Source organism: Candidatus Aegiribacteria sp. (assembly GCA_021108005.1).
In the GTDB taxonomy this organism is placed as follows: Bacteria; Fermentibacterota; Fermentibacteria; order Fermentibacterales; family JCC-6; genus Aegiribacteria.
In genome coordinates, this window is the sequence record JAIORS010000209.1 from 1 (window position 1) to 23,724 (window position 23,724).

At 46.8% G+C, this 23,724-nt stretch carries 19 protein-coding genes and 1 pseudogene; 6 read left to right on the forward strand and 14 right to left on the reverse strand.

Annotated elements, in window-relative coordinates:
• Positions 1 to 256: 256 nt before the first annotated feature.
• On the reverse strand, positions 257 to 1,201 hold the full coding sequence (locus K8S15_12860) for a hypothetical protein (GenBank protein MCD4776927.1): 945 nt from the start codon (positions 1,199 to 1,201) through the stop codon (positions 257 to 259).
• 176 nt (positions 1,202 to 1,377) lie between these two features.
• Between K8S15_12860 and K8S15_12865 the strand changes: the two genes are divergently transcribed.
• The 4 genes and pseudogenes from K8S15_12865 to K8S15_12880 all read left to right on the forward strand — a co-directional run bounded on the left by K8S15_12865 (position 1,378) and on the right by K8S15_12880 (position 4,432).
• Positions 1,378 to 1,983 carry a hypothetical protein gene (locus tag K8S15_12865; protein MCD4776928.1) on the forward strand — a complete coding sequence of 202 codons (606 nt, stop codon included), beginning with the start codon at positions 1,378 to 1,380 and terminating at the stop codon, positions 1,981 to 1,983.
• Between the two features lie 12 nt (positions 1,984 to 1,995).
• On the forward strand, positions 1,996 to 2,661 hold the full coding sequence (locus K8S15_12870) for an isochorismatase family protein (GenBank protein ID MCD4776929.1): 666 nt from the start codon (positions 1,996 to 1,998) through the stop codon (positions 2,659 to 2,661).
• Positions 2,658 to 3,551 carry an NAD(P)/FAD-dependent oxidoreductase gene (locus K8S15_12875; GenBank protein MCD4776930.1) on the forward strand — a complete coding sequence of 298 codons (894 nt, stop codon included), beginning with the start codon at positions 2,658 to 2,660 and terminating at the stop codon, positions 3,549 to 3,551. Before K8S15_12870 ends, K8S15_12875 begins: the two co-directional genes overlap by 4 nt.
• Positions 3,548 to 4,432: pseudogene (locus tag K8S15_12880) on the forward strand (radical SAM protein). The gene K8S15_12875 and the pseudogene K8S15_12880 overlap by 4 nt, the downstream one beginning before the upstream one ends.
• 572 nt (positions 4,433 to 5,004) lie before the next feature.
• On the opposite strand, the gene K8S15_12885 reads toward K8S15_12880, so the two are convergent.
• The 5 genes from K8S15_12885 to K8S15_12905 form a co-directional block, all read right to left on the reverse strand.
• Entirely contained in the window at positions 5,005 to 7,092 is a 2,088-nt protein-coding gene (locus K8S15_12885) for an ABC transporter ATP-binding protein/permease (GenBank protein ID MCD4776931.1), read from the reverse strand.
• Positions 7,092 to 8,885 (reverse strand): ABC transporter ATP-binding protein/permease, encoded by a 1,794-nt coding sequence (locus K8S15_12890; GenBank protein ID MCD4776932.1) that lies wholly within the window; start codon positions 8,883 to 8,885, stop codon positions 7,092 to 7,094. The genes K8S15_12885 and K8S15_12890 overlap by 1 nt, the downstream gene beginning before the upstream one ends.
• A 67-nt stretch (positions 8,886 to 8,952) precedes the next feature.
• Positions 8,953 to 9,282 carry a hypothetical protein gene (locus tag K8S15_12895; protein ID MCD4776933.1) on the reverse strand — a complete coding sequence of 110 codons (330 nt, stop codon included), beginning with the start codon at positions 9,280 to 9,282 and terminating at the stop codon, positions 8,953 to 8,955.
• 10 nt (positions 9,283 to 9,292) lie between these two features.
• Positions 9,293 to 10,597: an insulinase family protein gene (locus K8S15_12900; protein MCD4776934.1), complete on the reverse strand. Its 1,305-nt coding sequence runs from the start codon at positions 10,595 to 10,597 to the stop codon at positions 9,293 to 9,295.
• Positions 10,597 to 11,910 carry an insulinase family protein gene (locus K8S15_12905; GenBank protein ID MCD4776935.1) on the reverse strand — a complete coding sequence of 438 codons (1,314 nt, stop codon included), beginning with the start codon at positions 11,908 to 11,910 and terminating at the stop codon, positions 10,597 to 10,599. The genes K8S15_12900 and K8S15_12905 overlap by 1 nt, the downstream gene beginning before the upstream one ends.
• Positions 11,911 to 12,055: 145 nt before the next feature.
• Here K8S15_12905 and K8S15_12910 point away from each other — a divergent pair, with 145 nt between their 5' ends.
• A complete protein-coding gene (locus K8S15_12910; protein MCD4776936.1) occupies positions 12,056 to 13,354 on the forward strand; it encodes an amidohydrolase family protein in 1,299 nt (432 codons plus the stop codon).
• Positions 13,351 to 15,747, forward strand: a complete 2,397-nt coding sequence (gene priA, locus K8S15_12915; protein ID MCD4776937.1) for a primosomal protein N' — start codon at positions 13,351 to 13,353, stop codon at positions 15,745 to 15,747. The genes K8S15_12910 and priA overlap by 4 nt, the downstream gene beginning before the upstream one ends.
• A 90-nt stretch (positions 15,748 to 15,837) precedes the next feature.
• Here priA and K8S15_12920 read toward each other — a convergent pair whose 3' ends face one another.
• The 8 genes from K8S15_12920 to tilS form a co-directional block, all read right to left on the reverse strand.
• On the reverse strand, positions 15,838 to 16,836 hold the full coding sequence (locus K8S15_12920) for a transposase (GenBank protein MCD4776938.1): 999 nt from the start codon (positions 16,834 to 16,836) through the stop codon (positions 15,838 to 15,840).
• 167 nt (positions 16,837 to 17,003) lie between these two features.
• Positions 17,004 to 17,786 (reverse strand): hypothetical protein, encoded by a 783-nt coding sequence (locus tag K8S15_12925; protein MCD4776939.1) that lies wholly within the window; start codon positions 17,784 to 17,786, stop codon positions 17,004 to 17,006.
• 2 nt (positions 17,787 to 17,788) lie between these two features.
• The gene (locus K8S15_12930; protein MCD4776940.1) at positions 17,789 to 18,601 is read right to left on the reverse strand and encodes a diadenylate cyclase; all 813 of its coding nucleotides are present in this window, start codon (positions 18,599 to 18,601) and stop codon (positions 17,789 to 17,791) included.
• A complete protein-coding gene (folP, locus tag K8S15_12935; protein ID MCD4776941.1) occupies positions 18,598 to 19,794 on the reverse strand; it encodes a dihydropteroate synthase in 1,197 nt (398 codons plus the stop codon). The genes K8S15_12930 and folP overlap by 4 nt, the downstream gene beginning before the upstream one ends.
• Positions 19,794 to 20,366, reverse strand: coding sequence for a GTP cyclohydrolase I FolE (gene folE / locus K8S15_12940; protein ID MCD4776942.1), 573 nt, complete (start codon positions 20,364 to 20,366; stop codon positions 19,794 to 19,796). The genes folP and folE overlap by 1 nt, the downstream gene beginning before the upstream one ends.
• Positions 20,299 to 22,254, reverse strand: a complete 1,956-nt coding sequence (gene ftsH, locus K8S15_12945; protein ID MCD4776943.1) for an ATP-dependent zinc metalloprotease FtsH — start codon at positions 22,252 to 22,254, stop codon at positions 20,299 to 20,301. The genes folE and ftsH overlap by 68 nt, the downstream gene beginning before the upstream one ends.
• Positions 22,255 to 22,353: 99 nt before the next feature.
• Positions 22,354 to 22,881, reverse strand: coding sequence for a hypoxanthine phosphoribosyltransferase (gene hpt, locus K8S15_12950; GenBank protein MCD4776944.1), 528 nt, complete (start codon positions 22,879 to 22,881; stop codon positions 22,354 to 22,356).
• The coding region (tilS, locus tag K8S15_12955) for a tRNA lysidine(34) synthetase TilS (GenBank protein ID MCD4776945.1) at positions 22,871 to 23,724 on the reverse strand (854 nt) is incomplete at its 5' end. The genes hpt and tilS, both read right to left, overlap by 11 nt.

The window sequence follows — 23,724 nt, forward strand, 5'->3', positions numbered from 1 at the left end:
CGCGCTCCGGTGCCGGGCCTAACATGTAAACATTTTGTCAGTTTATTTCTCATACATAGAGTGTAATAAGTTTGAGGAGTTTGCGATTTTCTGATTCTTCTGACTGCTACAACTGTTGAAAATGATAATATTAATGAACTTACTTTCATTGAATTAATTAATTAATACAGAGCACGGTACCGTGGAATGAGACAGTAAATCTGTTTAATGTTTTGATATCAGGCCCGATAGCATCAGCGCAGGGAGGTTTTCCTTCCTACTCAGTCCAGCTTGTCATGCCGTCTTCTATGCTTCCGTGATTCGGATCCCAGGGCAGGGGACATCTAATCAAATAGGTTGAAGTAACGGAATCCGCGCTGTAATGGTATAACTCCCCGCAGGCAGGACACCTTTGATCCCAGTTCTCCATTATGCCGGATGTTCCCAGTTCACTAAGTTCATTCGGGTAACGGTTGTACGATCCGTAGAATATCGAACATCCTGTTGCGAGGCATCTCATGTTGTTTCGGCATGCTTCCTGATTTCCTGATGTATCTGGAGGCCAGTAACATACACCATCGATTACATAGCCATGATTCGGGTCAACGGGCATGGGGCAGTAAATCGAATAAGTATCTCCGACAGGATTTGTTTCATATATGTACAATTCCCCGCAGGCAGGGCATGGGTCATCCCAGTACTTGTAAATCCCGGATGTACCAAATTCACTCAGTTCTTCCGGGTAACGATTGTTAATTCCATAGAACATCGAACAGCAGGTCGCGAGTGTTCTCATATTGCTATGACATATTCCCGGCCAGTCTTGAGGATCCGGAGGCCAGCTGCAATGGCCATTTTCCACAAAGCCATGATTTGGCCTAACAGGAAGAGGACATGTAACCGTGTACACTTCGCCTGTGCTGCTGAGATCGTACAGGTACGGCAGGTTGCACGAAGGACAGGTAAGGTTGCAGAGTTTAGGATCAACTACCACAAGCTCGCTGAGATTGTCGGGGTATCTGTTGTTCATGCCGTAGAACATACTTATGCCTGTACCTAAGAGTTTCATGTTGTCATGACACTGTGCTTCATCTTTGGGGTTATCGTACCCGGTTGAGAATGTGCTGCCGTCTTCGGGGTCCGTCATACTGACTGCAGAATCTATACAGGAAAACATGAGAAGAAGGCTGAGAAATGTCAGGATTATTATTAGCTTTCTCATTGATACACTCCTTTCAACTGCGTGTTAATAATAGTGTATTTAGTTTTCAGCATGATGTCAAGCAGTAAAGCTGATGGTGAATGTCTTCCTGTTTTGATTTGTGGCTAATTAACTGTATACTTCTGCAGCTTCACAGGATTTTTTTAGTAATTGAATTGATGAAAGGTCAAATGTAAATGATAATCAGGCTGTTTACGATAACTGTAGTTGCTTCAATTTTTCTGTTCTTTTCAGGATGCATGGGTACTTTCGAGACTGCCAGGGTCGTACCTTTAAAAGTAGGCGCTACTTATTTCACGACCGTGGAGTCTAACGAAGACAATTCCTTCAGTATGCCCGGAATAATTGTTGAAACGGGATTACCGGCGGGCCCTGCAAGGTTCGGAATAGGACTTCACCTGAGGGTCGCCGCAGTTTTAGAAGAAAATGACGATAATGGCTTTATGCTAGTCTGGGGTGGCAAGATACAGATACCTGAGAACAGTCTTGTCGATATTGCCCTGGGATTGGACGTATGGGGATATTTTCCAGGAGAAGTCAAGTTGTATATATCCAGGAGGATCGGTTCTATAGAACCTTACATCTGTATAGGTATTGCGGATTTTATTGACTACAAAAACAATGACATACATGTTTTATCAACCGACGGCCTTGTAAGCTACACTATGGGTACGATGGTCGAACTCGGCGGAGATTCCGGCTGGATGCTTGCCGCCGAGATTGAGGGCGGGAAAGTATGGGCCTCTCCTGGCGTGGGGCTGGGTCTGATCAAGGAATTCTGATTCTGAGCAGTCATGTACACTGAACCGTTTTTAACGCCGGATAATACTGATGAAAAACTATCGGAATGGCTTGGTAGGATAGAGAGATACACACATCCGAAACCAAACCTCACATTGAAACCGAAAAAGTGCGCCCTGCTGGTGGTGGATATGCTGCATTACTTTGCCAGTCCGGAGGGCAGGGTGTATCTACCTTCTACAGAAACAATTATTCCCCGAATTGCCATGCTTCTTGAGTACTGGAGAAGTATCGGTGGAGCTGTGATCTTCACCCGGCACTGCCACAGGGGCCCTGAGAATCTGGGAATGCTGGGCAGGTTTTTCAGTGATTTCATACGGTGCGGAAAGAAGGAATCCGAGATCATCCCCGAATTGTCCCCCCTCCCCGGTGAGAATGTAATGCGGAAGAATACATACGACGCGTTCTACAATACGGATCTGGATGAGTTTCTGAAAAGCAGGTCTATAGAGCAGGTTCTTGTTACGGGAGTACTTACTCAAATGTGCTGTGAGACAACTGCAAGGTCAGCGTTCGTCAGGGGGTACGAAGTTTACATTCCGGCGGACGCGCTGACCACAAGCTCGGAGGAGCTTCACATCGGCAGCCTGATGAACCTAGCTAGCGGCTTCGCCGTTATCACCGATACCGATACCGTGTGCCGGGGTGATCAGCAATAACTCTTTACGATACGGCAGTAATTGGAGCCGGGCCTGCAGGCTGCGCTGCGGCAGTTCAGTGCGGAAGGCTGGGTCTGGATGTTGTTCTGGTCGATACACTTGGAAAAGCCGGGGGGCTCATTCGCGAGGCTAGGCTTATCGAGAACTACCCAGGACTTGAAAAACCTCTTGCAGGGCTGGAATTCGCGGGCAGACTGGTTTCCATCGTTTCGGCGAATAATCTGAAAATCAGATGTTTTCACGCAGATTCTATCGTTAAGAATGGAGATATCTTCGAGATATCCGGAATCGGTGAACTTATCCGATCTCGCTCGGTGGTAGTTGCCGTGGGAACGGTTCCGAAGGAGTTCAGTATACGGGTTAACGGAGCTGTAACAATTCATCGATCCGTTCTTGAACTGAAGCATAACCCTTCGAAAAGAACGGTTGTTATAGGTGGCGGTGAGGCCGCTCTGGATTACGCGCTGAGCCTTTCAGATTCAGGTTCATCAGTAAGTGTGCTTGTCAGAAGCTCCAGGCTCCGTGCTACTGGCAATCTCCGGAAGGAGATCGAAGAACGCTGTGCCGTTAAAATCCTTTATAATACCGTCCCCGTATCTGCATCTCGTTCGGATGGGACTATCCATCTTGAGGCTGAATCATCAGGAAGAAAGATGATTCTAAAAACGGATATCGTGCTTGCAGCTGTGGGCAGGGAACCTCGGTTACCACAGATAATGAATGACTTCATTCATGACAGGGGAAACGTTAGAACATCTATACCTGGATTGTACATTGCGGGAGATGCTTCACTTGGCAGCCTGGGACAGGCGGCAATAGCATCCGGCCAGGGCATTCAGGCAGCCATTTGCATAAATGAATTAGTGAGAACAGGGAGCGGAAAAACGTGAGAATCACAGAACAGCGGGGAGAATCCGATATAGCTACGGTTTACATAGCCGAGTTGAAAAACGGTGAGCTGATAGAATTCGTGGAATCGGTTCAACCTGCCGTACCACAGAATGAAAAATGGGTTCTCATCGTATCAACACTTAAAGGCTGCCCCGTTAACTGCCCCATATGCGACGCCGGAAGATCCTATACCGGCAAGCTGTCGTTCGGGGAAATAATCGGCCAGATAGATTACATGGTTCGAAGAAGATACAATGACGGTAAAGTACCAGTTTTGAAATTCAAGATTCAGTTCGCCAGGATGGGTGACCCCGCATTCAATCCCGCCGTTCTTGATGTTCTACAGGAACTGCCCTTTGTATACGATGCTCCGGGCCTATTGCCGAGTGTATCAACCGTTGCTCCCAGAGGATGTGAAAATTTTTTGGAAGAACTGCTGGATATTAAGAAAAGTCTATACACAGAAGGCAAATTCCAGATGCAGTTCTCCATCCATTCTTCTTCGGAGGATTCAAGGAAAAAACTGGTTCCCTGCAGCACATTGAGCTTCGCTGAAATGAGCAGGTGGGGTGAGGAATTCTTCAATTTCGGCGACAGGAAGATTTCACTGAATTTTGCTTCAGTAAAAGGTTACCCGGTGGATCCGGCAGTGATAGCGAAAATATTCTCACCCGAATGTTTCATGATTAAACTGACACCGGTCAATCCAACGATGTCTTCTCTCAGTAACAAACTTGAAGGGGTTATAGATCCCGACCATCCGGAAACAGCTGATGAGCTTGTTGATGGTTTCAGGGACGCTGGTTTTGATACTATCCTGAGTATAGGCGATACAAGAGAAAACCGTATAGGTTCGAATTGCGGAATGTACGTAGGGCGTTTATCCCGTAACCCGGAGGAGAAAGCACCGCAAATACCCGATGACCGGCCGGCCATGACTGATGCACGCCTAGAAAGACATCGTTGGGAATGAAACAAAGCGGGCAGGACATATCCCTGTTCGCGTAATCCACGGACCAAACAACCCATCCAGTATTTTCAAAGGGCCCCCAGGTCATAGTAGTAATGCCCGCATAGATGAGTTCTTCAAGCTCTTCCCTTATGGGCATTCTCCAGTTGCCGCCAAGGCTCTCTATCCATATCCCGGCACCGTACCAGTCGAAATCTCTGTCCGGGCCGACATTCCACTGAAGACCGGTTACTATATCCGTGATAATGTCATCAGAAGACACGCGAAAACGATCGTAAATACTGATACGTGAAGGTGAAGGCCTGCAGCTGGTCATCATGAGCGGTAACAGCAACATGATTGCTTTTGTAGTTTTCAGGAATCCGGTGGTTCTCATTTGATCCATTCATTTTTAACTGTAGTAACTGCTGCAGAGGTTAATATATTTCATTGTTACCCCCTGATATAACCCCGGACTGTCTGAAAAGATTCCATATAATCCCTCATGAGTTATTGTTTGCTGCATATTGAAGAAGGTAGAGATTGTAGTAAATACCTCTTCGGGCAAGGAGTTCCTGATGATTGCCCCTTTCAAGGATTCTTCCATCATCTATGACCAGTATCTGATCCGCTTTCTGAATAGTACTTAGCCTGTGGGCAACGACAATACTGGTGCGATTCTTCATAAGCACCTCTATTGCGTTCTGAATCAGCTGTTCTGTTGCGGGATCAACGTTACTTGTAGCTTCATCGAGAACGAGGATCCTTGGGTTGTGGGCAAGTGCCCTTGCGAAACAGATCAGCTGTTTCTGTCCGGTTGAAAGGGTAGCGCCCCTTTCCGCCATAACCGCATTAAAACCCTCTGGCAGTTTATCTATGAATGGTGTTGCCTGGACCATGTCCGCGGCTTCGCGAACCTCTTCTCCCGTAAGGTCCTGACCCAAACGTATGTTGTCCTCGATACTCCTGCTGAAGATAAAAGCGTCCTGCAAGACGATGGAAATGCTTTTTCTCAATGTCTCGACGGGCAGATCCCGGATATCGATACCATCCAGTAGTATTCTACCGGAATCAACATCGTAGAATCTGCAGAGAAGGCTGATTATGGAGGTCTTCCCTGCTCCTGTGGGTCCCACAAGCGCAACACTCTTCCCGGCTTCAACTTTGAAACTGACATTACGGAGAATCTTTTTGTCCTTCTCGTAAGAGAAGGTAACATTATCAAATTCAATTGCACCGTTTAGAAGTGTTTCTCTGGCAGAGGGCTTATCGACTATCTCAGGATCTGTATCCAGAATTGTGAATATTCTCTCTCCCGCGGCCATAGCGCTCTGCATTATGTTGTATTTCTGGCTTATGTCAGCAAGCGGCTGAAACATCTGCCTTACGTAGCTTATGAAAGCTACCAGAGCACCTATGGTAAGAGCACCGCTGAGAACGTTGCCTCCACCGTAAATTAGTACAAGAGCAATACCTACTGATGCTGTTATTTCTATCAGAGGCCTGAAGATACCGAAAATAACAAGCTGCTTCATGTTAGCCTTGAAATAATTTTTATTGGTTTTCTGATATTCCTCCCGACGCCTTTTTTCCTGACGGAAAACCTGTACGATCTTTATTCCGCTGAGATCTTCTGACAGCCTTGAATTAAGTCCGGCCAGGTATTTCCTTACGGCTCTGTAGGCACCTCTTGCCTTAACTCGGAAAACCACAGTAACAATTATGAAAACCGGTGTAACGGCAAGAGAGACCATGGCAAGTTTCCAGTTCAGTACAAAGAGGATTATGCCTGTACCGACAATTAGAATAACATCCTTTACAAGGTTAACAAGAACAGCGGTGAACATTTCGTTAAGGGCTTCGATGTCGTTGGTGACCCTGGTAACAAGCCTTCCTATCGGATTCTGCGAATAGAATTTGAGTGACAGCTGCTGAATATGCCTGAAAAGCTCCGTTCTGACATCGTACATGGATCTCTGCCCGGCAATAACCAGGGTCATTACATGGCCGTATCCTGCTACCAGGCTTACTGCGATAAGTATTCCCAGAAACCATGCGAGCCTGCTTATACCCGCGATATCGCCACCTCTTACATCGATTATCACTGAAAGAGGTACACTGGAAAGTTCTCTCTCTGGCACAAGCCAGTGCCCGTCTATTACTTCACCTGTCTTATCGTTGTAATCGTCTCCAGGAAATAGGTAGTACGTCTCCTTTGAAAGAGTGCCCTTACTATCCATTTCAACCCGCTCTTCAGGGTCCATTCCGTCAAGCGCCGCTTTTCTGACCAGAATCAGTGTGTCTGCGGAAACAAGAATAAAGTCAGTTGTATCCTGTGATAATTCGACAAATTCGGTACAGACTGCTTCGGGAGCCGAATAAATCTGGTAGAGCTTTGCCAGGTACTTATCAATACCCTGTTTTGTAATGTAGGGAATGAGTAGTTCAACGCAGGCAGTGACTATCATGAAGAACATTGCAAGGAAAATCAGCCGTCTATGGGGTCTTACATAGTGGAGCAGTCTTCTGATTAGCGCGCGATCGTAAAGTTTCCCTCCAGCCGTATCTTCAACGAATGGACTGCCATGCATCAATCTTCACCCCCTTCGAACCTTTCTTCCTTCTTCGCCTCTTCCTCAAGCTGCTGCATTCTATAAAGTTCAGCATAGAAACCATCATGTTTCAGAAGTTCATTGTGGGTTCCATGCTCCACTATTCCGCCGTCATCAATTACGATGATATTGTCAGCATTCTGAATGGTGCTTATCCTGTGCGCGATGATAATACTGGTAAGATCACTGATATCCTTTTTAAGCCGCGAGAGGATGGCGGCTTCAGTCTCGGTGTCAACGCTGGAAAGGGCATCATCAAGAACGAGTATCCTGGGTTTGACAGCCAGTGCCCGTGCAATCGCCACCCTCTGCTTCTGACCCCCCGAAAGAGTAACTCCTCTCTCTCCCACCATCGTATCGTAACCTTCGGTGAAATCCTGAATCTCAGTGTCTATATCAACAACTGAGGATAACTCTTCTATCCCACCGCGAGAGATATCACTGTTCCCGAAGGCGATGTTATCAGCTACGGACATGGCGAAAAGGAAAGTCTCCTGAGGAACGTAACCGAACATTCCCCTTATACTGGATAGCTTCATATCATGAACGTCCTCTCCCCCCAGAAAGACAGTACCTTCGGGAGGATCGTACAATCTCATAAGCAACTCTACTAGTGTTGTTTTTCCCGATCCGGTGCGGCCGACAATGCCAAGGGTTCCCCCTGATGGCAACTGGAAGGATATATCCGTAAGGATCTCTATTTCGGTGCCCGGATAGGTAAAGGAAAGATTCTTCACGAGTATGGCAGATTCTGGCTTGATATCCTTCGCGCCATCTGTGATATCAGGTATAGTTGTAAATATTTTTTGGAGCCTGTCCATACTTGCAGCACCCCTCTGTAGCAGATTAACCACCCATCCTATTGCTATCATCGGCCATATCAGCATCATCAGGTAACTGGAAAAGGCGACAAATTCACCCAGCGAGATGATGCCTTTCACAACCATCGAACCTCCTGCTCCAAGAAGTATGGCCATGCTGGCCATGGCAAGGGCACCGATCATCGGTTGGAACATTCCCCATATCCTGGCAAGTTTTACGTTCTGCTGAACACAGTTCTCCGCTTTTTCAGAGAAGTAACTGTCCTCGGACTTCTCATCTCCGTAGGCCTTAATGACCCTCACGCCTGAAAGGGATTCCTGTGCTTTTTCGGTAAGGGTGGAAAAAGCCTTCTGGACAGACTCGAATCGCTTGTGAATCAACGCACCGAATTTAAGCATCATCAAGGCTATGAAGGGTAGCGGTATCATGGTAAGAAGGGTCAGCTTCCAGTTCATTATGAGCATGATGGTGATGCTGGATAGAGAAAGAAATATGGCATCGAACGATGCAATGGTTGCTATTCCGGTAGCCATTCGCACGGCACTGATATCGTTGGTTGCGTGGGCCATGATGTCGCCCACTTTGGTCTGATCGTAATACTGTGGTGACAGTGTCTGAAGATGGTCGTAAAGTTCCTGTCTTATGTTCCTGTCAATTCTATGGCTGGAGCCGATGACAAGATATCTCCAGAAGAACCTGAAGATACCCATTATCACGTAGAGTCCAAGTATTGCAAGTCCAAGTTTCAAAAGAAGGGAATTGGTTGCCATTCCGCTCGCGAGGCTGTCGATGACTTTTTCGAAAATCTGTGGAACAATCAGCTGCATTGCATCCACTATTATTAGGGTAACAAGCCCAAGTCCAATGGCTTTCCTATGATTTAGAACCCGTTTAAAAAGAAGCTTTAAACTGGACTTGCTGATACCTTTTTTCTGTGATGGTGATTTCAAATGTATCCCTTCAGCTGAAGCGCTTGGAATTATTCAGATGGGCATCAGACTACGCTGGCCGCAATAGTTATTCGTATGCGTCTTCTTCCGATTCTATAATTATGTACTCGATTAATTTTAGCTTCTGAAGATCCGGGTCAACCGACCACCCCTCTTCAGCGGGAACGGCAGTAATGGCAACCGGAAGTCCGTACTGTGATACAAGTTCCTGGGCCAGTTCACCTACGATGGCGTATCTCTCGCCTGTTTCGAAATCTTCAAAAACCACTGTCTCGGAACGGGTACCGACAGCCATAATCTGAATCGAACCTGTATAGTGAAGATACTCTTCAGAAACATGCTGCGTTGTGCCGCATGCAACGATAAGGACAACAATTGCCGTAAAGTAATATTTCATAGTAATTCTCCTATTTTAAAGGCCACGGCTGCAGCTGATCAGCTGGAACATCTGTTGTGTCAGCGATTATTCCCCAGGCACCGTATCCTACCCATCTACTAAGAACAGCTCTGAGATCCTCGGCGGACAGCTCCGAAAAATCGTCAAATACCGTGTAGGCTTTTCGCCAATCGCCCGTACAGATCTCGAAATTTCCCATCATCCAGCATTGATTATCTTTGCTGGCAGCACTGAGATTCTCAAGTGTTCTGCTTTTTTCTATAGTGCCTCTTACGACATCCTCATCTATAGGGTTTTCGATTGCTTCAGCAAGAACTTCGGCCATAAGCGAACAGGCCAGCACAGGCTGCGGGGTACTGACGTACATATAACCCCAGTTTTCCTGGTAGCTGGTAGCTCCCGAGAATGTAGCATAAGTTAGCGCATTGTCCGTTCTCAGAACCTGCCAGAGGATATCGTTAACTACTGTAAGCGCGGCGTTGAAGGTCTGAAGATCCTCGTGACCCTGGGGCGGGGCATTGAATTTAACAACAGCGTAAGCGGTTGGCACCTCTCTATGTTGTACAACAATCGTATCACTATTGACCGTAAAGTGTTCAACCTGCTGGAACTCCTGTCCACCCGCTGGGATTTCTCCGAAGGCCTGTTCCAGTATATCGCGCAGTTCTTCAGGTTCCGTGGGCCCGGCATGGGTGATGAGAAGATTCCCCGAACGGATTCTCTCATCAAGCATATTCGAAACGTCTTCGATGGTGAAACTGGAAACGGTCTCATCTGTACCGTCGGGAAGTCGCCTGTATGTGTGACCGGGCATGAATGCATCGTTGGCTACAAACCATATCCAGCTATCAGGATCGCTGTACTTTTCCTGCAAATCCTGCATTGTACTTTCTCGAACCTGTTCGAAAGCCTGGGAACCAAGTTGCGGATTCAACAGGCAGTCGCCGAATGCTGTAAGAAGAATCGGCAGGTCTTCGCTTATACATTTCAGGTGATATCTGCTGTAATCGTAGTTGAAGCTGCTTGTCCATTCAGCCTGGGTTCTGTCCATCAGTTCGCGCCATTGCGGCCCGGGAAAATCCTCCGAACCCATCATGGCGCACTCAAGAGAAAATCGTTCAAGTCCCTGTGTCTCTTCCGTAAGGGCACTTGATCCGCCTATGATGAAAAAGGAAACCCCCTCTATCTCGTTATTATCTATAGTCCTGGTGATGACAGGAATACCGTTGGAAAGCGTGAATTCCTCAATATCTGCCGGAACTGACGCATGCAGAGATACAAACAGAACAACAATAGTTAGACAGATAATCTTCATTACCGGATCTCCTCTCCATCAAGAGGCATCAGTACAAACGCGGCGTGGGGTTTGTCCACTATCCAGGTTTCCAGGAATTCGTTCATGTCATCCAGGTCAACAACTTCAAGACTGTCCTGGTAAGTAGCGTAGTAATCCAGGCTGCCTGCAACGACCCACCAGAAAGGCATTGATTCCACCGCTACATCCCTGGATGTCTCCTCCGCAAGAATCCTGTGACGACGCAGCTCTTCCTTTGCCAGTTCGATGCCATCTTCATCGTAATAATCAGGAGACTGAAGCTGCTGGATTTCTTCAAAGAGAAGATCCAGAGCCTCTTCAGCCCTGTCCGGCGGCACCATTCCACCGAAAGTTATCGAAGGTGAATAGCGCTGCGTATAGTAAGAAGCATATACATTGATGAAGGGTCCGTTTGTAACCAGGTCAGTGTAGAATTCCTTGCTCATAAGCGCAAGGTACGAACCCCATATATCTGCCGGGTAGCTGTCTCCCGGATCAGTGGATATTGAAGGTCCTTCGTATATAACCGAAACGTATCCCGCGCCTGAGGGACTGTCCACAAAGATTACCGTATCCCTTTCTATAGTGATGAGCCTCGGGAGATTGTCATAGTTGCTTCTGCCTCCGTACTCCCAGCCAGCGAACTGCTCTTCGGCCATTCTGAAAGCATCTTCGTACTCAACATCCCCGGCAATTATTAAAGCTGAATTATCAGGAGTGTAGTACTGGTCCTGAAAAGCATGCATGGCGGGGGGCGCAGCGGCTTGGATAACTTCAGGGACTCCTATGGCACTCTGTCTCCACGGGGCGGCAGCGTAGATAACTTCCTCTTTCGCAAGCGTAAGATTGTGAAAGGGATGTGTTAATCCTCTGTTGTACTCGTTCATAATGACTTCACGTTCCCTCTCCATCTCCTCCATATCGAAAAGAGGTGAGGTTATGGCATCGTACATGAACTCGAGCCCCTCCTGGAAATTCTCACTTCCAAGTGTGATGAAATACTGCACCTTCTCGGTTGCGGTGGTCCCGTTCCGGATTATTCCAAGTTGTCCAATTCGCTGGTTATAGGTTGTCTGATCGGGTAGAGCTTCATTTCCCTTGAAGAACATATGCTCGTAAAAATGCGCCAGTCCGTTTGTCTCGGGAGTCTCGCATGTTGCTCCCGTCTTCACCGCAATGCAGATTGTTACAACCGGTGATATATCATCAGGACTGACGATTACCGTTAAGCCGTTATCAAGCTGCCTTGTTTCAAAATCGGCTGCAGAAGCAACAAAAATCAGTGGGATAAACAGTAAAATGAAGGCCTTCACAGGAACCCCCTTCAGTAGTAATACCTGAATGAAATGCTATCATAATCATCACTTAATCTACTGAATCTAATAAGATTCTCTTAAAGTATGCCAAATCCCGGGCTGGAGCTTTTCAAAATGTATACGAATAACACATAATACATACATGGAAAAAATATTTGATGTGGCCGGAATTATTGATAACGGAAAGTTTGTCCCTGGCGGGTTTTCAATCGAACTGGAGAACGGTTCAATAGATTCCATCTCCAGGAGGAATGCCACGGGAAGGTGGAAGAACTGTATTGCGATGCCCGGTCTGATACAGTCGCATATCCACCTGGGTCAAACACTTTTTCGAGGTATGGCCGAAGGCAGAACTCTTCTACCCTGGCTTGAAAATAGAATCTGGCCCTTTGAGGCATCCCATACGCCTGATACACTTGCTGTATCTGTAATCAGATCTCTGAGGGAGTTGTTCTCCTCGGGATGTACCGGGCTGCTTGATATGGGTGTACTCAGAAATTCGGAAGTGACAATTGATCTTCTAAGGAGATCAGGGGTGAGGGCTCTTGCCGGGAATGCCCTTATGGACCTGGGGCCCGACTGGATTACAGAGGATCTGTCATGGTTGAAGGAGGAGACACGAAGGGTCAGGGATTCCTGCGGCGGTCTTGTAGCTTATGCGTACGCACCCAGATTCGCTCTTTCATGTTCGGACAGCGTCTGGGAATGGCTTAAGGATGTTCCCCCTGGCATCAAGAGAACAACACATGCCTCCGAATCGCCGGATGAAATCCAACATCCAGCCATTAGTGAGAGCGGTGGCAATATACGTTTTCTGGAAAGGCGGGGTTTCACCGGCCCGGATACTTTGCTTGCCCACTGCATACATCTGCAGGAGGGAGAAATGGAAATACTACAGAAATCCGGAACAACAGCAGTGCATTGTCCCTGGACCAATCTCAGGCTTGGAAGCGGTATAGCAGACATTCCTGCCATGGATTCCTCCGGGATAAGAATAACTGTTGCAAGTGACGGTGCTCCCTGTAACAACCGGCTTGACCTGGCAGGAGATTTGCGTCTTGCGATGGGTCTTGCCTCGGTTAAAAAATCGCCATCCGCTATAGGTTCGGAATTCTGGCTCAACTGTATCACAAAATCAGCTGCCCGGGCACTTGGGTGGAAAAGCACAGGAAGACTTGCGGCTGGTTTTACAGCGGATATCTCTCTTATCAAACCTTCCGACGAAGAGTGGGAAGAGCTGGCTCTTGCAGAAGATCCGGGAAGATACATCCTTGAACTCATATGGCCCGAAAAAGTCGTACTGACGATGGTAGCAGGCCGGACGGTTTATCTGGATGGTGAATTTCCAACATTACCTCAGCTTCCAATGAAAGTGAATGAGGCGAGAAAACAGGTTTTTAACAGAGCCGGCAGAATTCCCGGAAATCCCCTTTCCCGGTGACAGCACCAGAAGAAAGCACTCTCATTGAAGTTGTCTTCAATAGACCTCTATGGCAGTCGTTTACCTACTCTCTTCCACCAAAACTGGCAGGCGGAAAACTGGAAGGATGCCGGGTTGCGGTACCATTCGGGACAGGCAGCCTTATAGGTTACGTTTGGAGAGATAGTACTGCTGATCAGGATAACGAGCTTGAAGTAAAGAAAGTTCTTGACAGGCTTGATGCCAATCCGCTTCTTCCACCGTCTGTCCTGAAATTAGTGCGATGGGCAACTGATTACTACCAGGCCCCTCCCGGAATGATGATGGCGGCCGCGCATCCCCCCGGAATCTCTGGAAGGGCTGAAAGAGTGGTGGCCCTTACAGGAGAGATAGATCCAACCCATCCCTTCAGCAGTTTCCTTCCATCCTTCAGGAACATTTCAGTTAAACTTCTGAAGGATAACCTAAGCAACGATTATCCACTTGAAAAAGAACTCGCGGATCTTGAGAACAGGGGAGTTCTCAGAACAATGTGGAAATCCGTTTCAGGCCCTAAAGCTGTCATGGAAAGAATTGTAGAACCTCTCCTCGAAGATGGTTTGCTGGTAAGAAGAGCTGAAGCTTTGAAAGCAAAATCTCCCCGCCAGGCTGAAATTCTTCTTCACCTGGCAACATCAGAAGAGCCAGTCCCGCGCAGACAACTATTGAGAACAACAGGAGCATCTGCGTCGTCTCTGAAGTGCCTCAGAAAGAAAGGGCTTATAAAAGAATCCTACCGTCGAAGATACAGGGAATCTCTTATCAGAACCGATATCGAAGAAGATAAAGAAATTCCTGTACTTTCAAACGCTCAGGAGTGCAGCTTGAAAGCGGTTATAGGAAATCTGGGGCATGCGAGAGTGTTCCTCATCCATGGTGTTACGGGAAGCGGAAAAACGGAAGTTTACCTCAGGGCAATATCCGAAGTGATTTCTAAAAATCGAACAGCACTTGTACTTGTACCGGAAATTTCCCTAACTCCTCTGACGGTTTCTCGTTTTGAAAGAAGATTTCCTGGGCTTGTGACAGTGCTGCATAGTGGAATGACCGCCGGAGAAAGACTTGACAGCTGGAACCTGGCGAAACTCGGAGAAAGAAAAATCGTAATTGGTCCCAGAAGTGCTGTTTTCGCGCCACTTCCCGACCTTGGAGTAATCGTTGTGGATGAAGAACATGACAGCAGCTACAAACAGAACGAGCTACCAAGGTACAATTCAAGAGATGTTGCCGTCATGCGGGGAACAATGGAAGATATTCCTGTTATTCTGGGTTCCGCCAGTCCTTCCATGGAATCGTACGGAAACGCGGTCAATGGGAGATACAGTCTTCTTGAACTTGACAGCAGAATCGATGGGATTCCAATGCCTTCAACTATCCTTGTTGATGAAGGAAACCTGCGTAATCCTCTTCTCTCCGATGAGCTGCTCAGCGGCATCGGACGGAGAACCGCAAAGGGTGAACAGTGCATCGTCCTTATAAACCGAAGAGGGTTTTCTCCAACTCAGATGTGCAGAAACTGCGGGCACCGTGAGGAATGCCCCAACTGCGGGGTAACACTGACATACCACCGAAAGGGACAGGTTCTCAGATGTCATTACTGCAATTACTGGAAAGCCGCAATGGTCAGATGCCCTGAATGCGGGTTCAATGAATTTGCGCATATGGGACCTGGAATACAAAAGGTCGAAGAATCCCTGAGTAAACTGTTGCCTGAAACAAGAGTCATAAGGATGGATGCGGACACAACAAGGGGCAAGGATGCGCATTGGAATATTCTGAGCGCATTCGCGAAAGGCGAGGGAGATGTGCTTCTAGGCACACAGATGGTCGCCAAGGGACATGATTTTCCTGCTGTAACGCTCGTTGGGATTATTTCAGCTGATATGGGTCTGGCTTTCCCGGATTTCAGAGCTGCTGAAAGAACTTTTCAGCTGATTCTGCAAGTTGCAGGCAGGGCAGGCAGGGGGGAAATCCCTGGAGAGGTAATAATCCAGACTCGTGACAAGACGAGCAGCATCATAAAAGCTGCAGCAAGTCATGATTTCGCATGTTTCTGGAGGAGTGAAAGCAGGGTCAGGAAAGCTTTCGGGTATCCTCCTTACGGGTATATAGTACGATTCGTCTGGAGTGGCCTTGATAATAGCAGGGTGCGGGAAGCGGCGAAAGCTTGTGCAAGGGGTAAAACCTGCATATCAGACCCTCTCGAGGCGGCTTTTCCACGGATTAACAAAAAATGGAGATGGAGCGCTATAGCGAAATCACCTTGCAGAAAAACCCTTGCCCGGATTTCAAGAGAAATAAGAAATCAATTCGATAGTATCTCCCATAAGGGTGTCCGCCTTGAAATCGATGTAGACCCCTACAACCTCCTTTAGGGGACGTACCACACTTCTTCAACTTGTGGGTACATTTATAACTACATATTAAATTAAACTGCTTTAGTGAAGTGATGAGTTCGACTATGGTTACGTTAGAATACTCCTAATCTCTGTATCAAAATCATAATCGGGTAAAAATCTTTCGGCGGCAGCATGTACTCCCTGGCAGCTGAGATTCAGTATTCTTCCGGAATCAACAAGGCTCATACCCATGACATTTATAAACATATAGCAGACGAGTTCTCTTGCTTCGGCCACCGATTTTGAACGCCCTTTTGAAGTGAGTGCAGTTCTAGGAATTCTCCATTTGTTTGCAGCGTATTCAAGGATTTTAATAACAGAATCATGTTCGAATTCACGATCTCTTAGTTGACCTTTCCTCACGCGACTGATTTTATCGTAGATTTCTCGAGCATAGTCAATATTTCCTAGTACTCTATACTGAGAATATCCCCCGATTTCCTCTTCTTCTGATTCATCCAGACTAAGTAACCCATTAGCACCTAGGAGAAATGATCCGTCATTGAATCTTCCGTCCTGATAGATAATTTCTTCAGATTCTTCGATGAATTGCGTGTATTGTCTAATTTTGTTCATTTTATTAGAAGAAAACGCATTCAGTACCTGGCGAGTTTCCTGCCATGGATAGTAACCAGGATAAACTAATCCTGGATGACCTGTCCACGGGTACCTTTTAAGCGTCTCATAATCACTTACTATCGATGCTTCAAGTGGATTTACATGAATGTAGCGCACTAGTTTAAGAAGGTATACCTCAGCCTGGACGAGAATCGATTTGTAGCGATTCTGGAAAAGATGTCCTACTCGATTGTATTTCTTGTTAAAATAGTTAGCATGACCGGTTAGAAGTTTCTGCATGAATTTCGAAAGGGGTATATTTTTTGTTTTAATAAGCAGGTGTATATGGTTGGGCATCAATGCCCATGCATATATTGCTACTCCAGTTTCAGCGACACACTTCTCGATCCTTGCTACAAACCGTGCTCTGTCGTTATCATCTTTGAATATGGTACTCTTCTCGATACCCCTTGCCATTACATGGTGTACCGCGCTTTTCCAATCCAACCTTCTTGATCTTCCCATAGTACTAATAGTGTACTCACATTTCTAGGATGTTTCAAGTGTTAAAAATCGTTATTGAAATATATCAATATAAATTAGCTTTCATAGTAGATATATTTTAATATTGGAGAATTTCTGGACTAGCTGGTTGAAGAAGTGTGGTACGTCCCCTAAATGAAGTCAGATAAATACATCAATGAGTTGAATAATATTGCGTTTGGTTTGTGGCCGACGATTGTTTCGGCTTGCTCCATTAAAATCCGTGCCTGGAATACAAGATTTCTTTTCTTATTCCTGTCCTTTACAAATTCTGCCTGTCTGGATAAAAACCTTGCTCGCCCCGTGAGTACGCCTATCTGCGCCGCATCATCAAGCATCATATCCGATGCTCCCGCCAGAAGCGCTCCTCCATGGGAAGCGAATCTCGCAAGCTGACCGCTATACATTTCAGATAATGACCGTCCATCAGGAACATTCGTTTCAACCCCATCAGCACAATTAGCTTCCAGTGACAATCCTGCAAGCATTCCCCCTGCTCCAACAGCTTTAACGGCTTCAGCAACCAATCTTGATGAATGCCTGCCGCCATTACCGGCTATGTACTCTACCGCCAGCGCAATTAGCCCGTCACCGGCCAGGATTGCAAGAGTGTCATCCCTTTCGTCCAGTAATTGCGGCAATCCATGAAACAACCCATCAAAATCACTCACTTCAAGATGAACAGTGATCCCGGCACGAAGCATGAGAGCAGTAACTGCAACAGGCATTCCAGTATTATCGGTCGAGCCGCACCATCTTGATGAAGCACAGGAAAGCAAACTTAATTCAAGATAGTAATTGTGCTCAACGCATGAATGCAGGGCATTCTGAAAGGTTACTGGCATGTTCTGCGCGGACTTACTGATAATGACCCGTGTAGTATCTTCAAGTTCCTGTTTAAGCTTATCCAGCACGGTTACTTGATTTCTCTTTCAGAAGTAAGCTCTACCAGTCTTTTACCGAACTCATCCAATACAATAGCTTCTTCGAGTATCCCGTCATGGGCAATACTGAAATTGCCGTTTTCCTCGCTCACTACAACGGCTATAGCATCAGATACTTCGGTTATTCCTATGGCTGCCCTGTGGCGGGTTCCAAGGGCCGGCCTTGGTCTGTTCGCTCTGGATCTTCCAAAAAATGTTTTGCGGGAAAGCGGGAGAATTGCCCTGGCTCCGACTATTCGCCCGTTACTTATAATGATAGCACCATCATGGAGAACTCCAGGTGGTTGAAGCAGAGAAGCAACGACAGGAGGATTGATCCTGAGTTTATCAAGCATGACAGGATCACCGTAAACGTTCTCGAGAGATTCTTCCCTCTCCATTACAAAAAGTCCGCCAAGCCGTAATTTCCTCAATAAAACGCAGGATTCAACAATAGATTCAATTTCGCTCCGCTCAATGATATCAGCATGTCCATAGAATCGTCTCAGATTGCGACCCATTGTGCCAAGCAGATCTTTGATTTCTTCGTGGAAGATAACTACTACTGCAATAAACAGAATCGGGGTCAGTTGCTGAAGCAGATAACTGAATGTGAAAAAACCCAGTCCACCAAGAATGTTTGCGAACAGAATGATGATCATGAACATCAGGATTACAGGCATTGCAGGAGTTCTCCAGAGGTATTTCAGCAACAATCTAACGAGAACGGCGATTATCACGATATTTGCCAGCTGGGCGAGCCAGAAACCGCTGATTATGGAGTGTCCCAGTGGCTGAATCATCATATTCTCTGTCCAAACTCCCTTGATACCTGAAGAACCTGCATCGTTCCCTTAACATCATGAACTCTCACGATATCGGCACAGTTCGAAGATAGTGCAGTTACAGCGTGCGTACCAGCTTCTCGTTCTGAGGGATCTTCGATCCCGGTCAGCGTACCGAGGAAACTCTTTCGGGAATGTCCAAGAAGAACTCTGCAACCCAGCCATTTGAATTCCGCAAGCCTGGATATAAGCTCAATATTGTCCTCCAACCTTTTACCAAAACCTATTCCCGGATCAACGATAATTAGCTCTCTTGATATCCCCGACTTGGATGCCGAGTCAATTCGCTTTTCAAAGAATTCATACACTTCTTCCACCACATTACTATATCCAGGATTTTCCTGCATGATATTTGGTGTTCCCTGCATATGCATCATAACTATCGGGATACCTGCCTTCGCGACAACTCCCGACATTTCCGGATCGGACATGGCTGTCACATCGTTAACCATTTCAGCTCCCGCCGAAAGGGCGGCTGCGGCAACCTCCGCGCTTGCTGTATCCACTGAAATAACCGCTTTACAGTCAGCCGATAGTTTCTTGAAAACGGGCAGTAACCGTTCAAGTTGAATAGATGAAGGCACAGGCAGGGAGCCTGGCCTTGTGGACTCTGCTCCAATATCTATTATGTCCGCGCCCTGGCTTATCATTAACCTTGCATGTTCAACTGCCGCCTCAACATCCAGATAGTTTCCGCCATCGCTGAAAGAATCGGAAGTAACATTTAAAATACCCATTATCAATGGTCTTCTGCTGAAATCGAGTATTTTACCACGAACCGGTATCTTCTCAGGCAATCCCGGAGAACTGATCAGTGCCCTTCTAAGCTCAATAGCAAGCTCCGGAAGTCCAAACGGCTGACCGGTAAGCGATTCGCACCCCCTCTTTATTTGCTTCGATGTTCCTACGATCAATGCCCTGGTCTCCTTCGTTCTGCAGGAAACCGTCTCTCTGGATACTATGGCATCCGCTCCGCCTGAAAGCATGCATTGTTTAAGAATATTAGCCGCAGTCGAGGGTAACCGACAGGTGGAAAATATTGAAACTCCGCATTTTCCGGAAAGCCTGTCCCAAATCGCAGGATCTGCTCCTATGAGTTCCAGTTCTCTAAGCCACTGATTATCGCTGGAAATATGAAGTTTCCTGATTTTCATCAGATAATTCTTATTGCCCTTCCAATAAGGGAAAGCGCCTCATTTCTCGTTTCAAGCTTTTTAAGGTAACCACGCATGGCCGATGTGACTATTCTTGAATCGCGTTTCTTCACGCCACGAATAGCAAGACACATATGCTCCGCTTCCATGACAACCATGACACCCTTCGCGGAAAGTTCGCTCATCAATCTATCCGCGATTTCGGTTGTAAGCCTCTCCTGAATTGTAGGCCTTGCGGCCATCGTTTCAACAGTTTCAACGATTGATCCAAGACCTGCAATTCTATCATTCGACGGAAGATAGACAACATCACATCTGCCTATAAAGGGAAGAAGATGATGTTCACACATTGAAGAAAAACTGATGTCCTTAACGATTATCAGTTCGTTCTGCCCTTTGCAGGACATGGTTTTGACTGGTTTTATTTCCTCAGGGTTCATACCCCGGCACAGTTCGGCCATTGATCTGGATACACGGTATGGAGTTTCTTTCAAACCTTCTCTGTCAGGGTTCTCCCCCACTCCCTCCAGTATCAGCTTCACTCCCTGCTCTATTTTCTTCAGATCCATCATTTTTATGAACTTCCTCTTCTTTTTCAGAATCATCTTCTGCAGAATCAGCTGTCTCTCTGATCTCCGAAATGGACTGAAGAGAGGGTATAGGATCCATATCAGGGCGGATTTCCTGGAATAAAACACTTATCTCTCTGCTGGAGATCGTTTCCTTTTCCAGGAGTTGTTCAGCTATTCTTTCTACAATGTCCCGGTTATCATTGAGTATTTCAAGAGCTATGCTGTAGGCTTCTTCAACTATCCTCTTGATCTCCGAATCTATCGTTCTGGCTGTATGTTCACTGTAGTCCCTGGTTTTGTTGAATTCCCTTCCAAGGAAGATCGTGTCTCCCGATTCTCCGTGCGTGATGGGTCCGAGTTCATCGCTCATTCCCCACTCACAGACCATCTTCCTCGCAAGTTCGGTTGCCTTTTCAAGGTCATTCCCCGCACCGGTGCTCAGGGTATCAAGGAAGCAAATTTCAGAAGCTCTGCCCCCCATCAGTGTGGCAAGCATACTGTCAAGCTTCCTTTTTGTGTAGGTGTATCTGTCATCGGAAGGAAGGAAACTGGTCAGGCCCATAGCCATACCCCTGGGAACTATTGTAACTTTGTGTATTGGATCCGATTCACGAACAAATATGCCAACTACCGCATGTCCGCTTTCATGGTATGCGGTACACTTCTTCTGATCGGGGCTGATGACGATACTCTTGCGTTCCAGTCCAAGTATGATGCGGTCAATCGCATAGTCGAAATCCTCCTGCTCTACTTTGTTTGCACCCCGTCTTGCAGCCCTCAGAGCAGCTTCATTGGCAAGGCTTTCGAGGTCGGCGCCACTGAAACCGGGAGTACTCCTTGCAACCTTTTCAAGGCTAACCTTCTCATTAACCGGCATTTTACGTGTGTGCACTTTCAGTATGGCTTCCCGGCCCTTTACATCAGGCATGCTCACGACAATCCGCCGGTCAAATCTACCCGGTCTGAGAAGTGCCGGGTCAAGAACATCGGGACGGTTGGTGGCCGCCATAACTATGACTCCGGCATTTTCCTCGAAGCCGTCCATCTCAACAAGAAGGGCATTGAGAGTTTGTTCCCTTTCATCGTGCCCCCCTCCGAGCCCGGCTCCTCTGTGTCTTCCAACAGCATCGATTTCATCGATGAAAATAATGCATGGCGATTTGGATTTTCCCTGAACGAAAAGATCTCTGACCCTGCTTGCACCTACTCCAACGAACATCTCAACAAAATCGGAGCCGCTCATGGAGTAGAACGGAACTTTTGCTTCTCCCGCAACCGCTTTTGCCAGGAGGGTCTTACCTGTTCCAGGCCTTCCAATCAAAATCACTCCCTTGGGAACTTTCCCCCCCAGACGGCGGAACTTCTCAGGCTTTTTAAGGAATTCTATCACTTCCAGCAGTTCGTCCTTTGCTTCATTCACTCCGGCAACATCTTCAAAGGTAATCTGAGGCTTGTCGCTGGAAAACAGCTTTGCTCTGCTTTTGCCGAACGAAAAGGCCTTACTGCCTCCTCCAGCTTTTCTCATGAAATAGATGAAAAAACCAATAAGAAGCAGGAAAGGAATGAAGGACAGAATCTGAGCAAGCAGTTCATTTGGCGGTTTTGCGGTTACGAGTACATTATGAGCTGCCAGCGAATCAAGTACTCCTGTGTTCTCAAAAGGAATGAAGCTTGTGAAGCTGCTGTATTCAACTCCGTCCTTAATTACGGGAAAAGTGAATTCCCCGTTTATTGATCCACCTGTTTCTATAACGACTGATTTCACCTTGTCCCGGTTGATGTAATCCATCAGACCTGAATCACCTGAATAGGGAATCTCGATACTGTCAACGCCGGTATCGAAAAGCTGAAATACAGTGAACGCTATCAGAGCCATCAACAGCCACATAGTAAGAGTTTTAATCGAACATCCTGAAGTTATCGGCTTTAAAGGCATTCTGCCCGGCTGTTGTTTATCATCCTTATTATTCATAAAACTCCTGGTTTTTCATTCCTTAAGTGCTACAATATGGGGAAGATTTCGATCAAAACCCCCCGGACTATCCAGTCCGTATCCGAACACGAATCTGTCAGGAATGTTGAATACGCACCTGTCAATCTCTACATCAACCTTCCGTCTGATTTCTTTATCAAGCAGCACAATCGTACGAAGGGAGGTTGGATTTCTTGATTTAATCAGATTTTGAATATACGCCAGCGTAAGTCCCGTGTCTACAATATCCTCTACAAGCAGGACATCCCGACCAGAGAGAGGCAGGGTCGTATCAAGGGTAAGACGGACTTCTCCGGAAGACTTCGTCTGTTCGCCGTAGCTTGCCGCGCCAAGAAATTCGATCTGCAGATCAACATCCATGTACCGCACCAGATCGGCTGCGAACATGAAACCACCCCTGAGAAGAGGAATGACAACTATCTTTTTGCCAGTGTATATTTTAGTGAGTTCAGCCCCAAGCTTTTGAATACCTTCCTGAATGTGATCTGAAGAAATCAGTACTTCCCAATCATTACTCGTCAATTCTTTTCCTTTCCGTACTTCTTATGGATTTTCGGATATGGATCCTGTCCCTATCAGCAGTAATCCTCATGCCTCCTGGAAGAATATGATACCCGTTCTTCTTTTCCAGAATCCACCTGTCGGTTTTTTCAATCTCCAGTTTTCCACCCCTGGGACGATCACTAACAGCCCAGAGAATTCCCAGCCTTACCGCTCTTGGTAAAACCTGATACTGTTCTCTCCGGAATGAATCTCCATCAAGAAGTTCGTCAAGAGAATCGTCAATAATGCTGTCAGCGATATCCCTCCATTGTGAAAGGTTAGCTGAAGATCTGGCAATAGCACTCGTGCTTCCCGGCGATATCGATTCGAGAACAGGAATCACTTCATGCCGAATCCGATTTCTGAGAAACGAATTTTCCTGATTCGTCGGGTCTTCAATCCAGTTCTGACCGATTACTTCAAGGTACTCACGAAGTTCACCGCGAGTAAAATCAAGCAGCGGTCTCCGAACGGGACCCGTCCCGACGTAATCCATCCCTCCCAAGCCTCTGAGACCTGCTCCCTCAAGCAATCTCATCAGCAGTGTTTCAGCCCTGTCAGATGCAGTATGCCCTGTGGTTACAAGAACACTTTCAGAAGCATATTCACAGTAGATTCTGTTTCGCTCGGCACTGAAGTACCCTTCGGGAGATCCGGATTCAGGCGGTGAGATTGCCGATGCGATACATTTCAGGTTCATTTCATCCGCTAAATCCTTTACGAAAGCGGCATCTTCACCACTCTCTGGTCTGGCATGATGATCAATATGGAGGACAGCCAGTTTCCAATCCATATGATTGGCAAACTGGTGGAGAAGCCGCA

Excerpts from the sequence above, each read along its gene's own strand:
- K8S15_12860 (MCD4776927.1), bottom strand. The coding sequence starts at position 1,201 with ATGAGAAAGCTAATAATAATCCTGACATTTCTCAGCCTTCTTCTCATG.
- K8S15_12865 (MCD4776928.1), top strand. The coding sequence starts at position 1,378 with ATGATAATCAGGCTGTTTACGATAACTGTAGTTGCTTCAATTTTTCTG.
- K8S15_12870 (MCD4776929.1), top strand. The coding sequence starts at position 1,996 with ATGTACACTGAACCGTTTTTAACGCCGGATAATACTGATGAAAAACTA.
- K8S15_12885 (MCD4776931.1), bottom strand. The coding sequence starts at position 7,092 with ATGCATGGCAGTCCATTCGTTGAAGATACGGCTGGAGGGAAACTTTAC.
- K8S15_12895 (MCD4776933.1), bottom strand. The coding sequence starts at position 9,282 with ATGAAATATTACTTTACGGCAATTGTTGTCCTTATCGTTGCATGCGGC.
- K8S15_12900 (MCD4776934.1), bottom strand. The coding sequence starts at position 10,597 with ATGAAGATTATCTGTCTAACTATTGTTGTTCTGTTTGTATCTCTGCAT.
- K8S15_12910 (MCD4776936.1), top strand. The coding sequence starts at position 12,056 with ATGGAAAAAATATTTGATGTGGCCGGAATTATTGATAACGGAAAGTTT.
- K8S15_12930 (MCD4776940.1), bottom strand. The coding sequence starts at position 18,601 with ATGATGATTCAGCCACTGGGACACTCCATAATCAGCGGTTTCTGGCTC.
- folP (MCD4776941.1), bottom strand. The coding sequence starts at position 19,794 with ATGAAAATCAGGAAACTTCATATTTCCAGCGATAATCAGTGGCTTAGA.
- folE (MCD4776942.1), bottom strand. The coding sequence starts at position 20,366 with ATGATGGATCTGAAGAAAATAGAGCAGGGAGTGAAGCTGATACTGGAG.
- ftsH (MCD4776943.1), bottom strand. The coding sequence starts at position 22,254 with ATGTGGCTGTTGATGGCTCTGATAGCGTTCACTGTATTTCAGCTTTTC.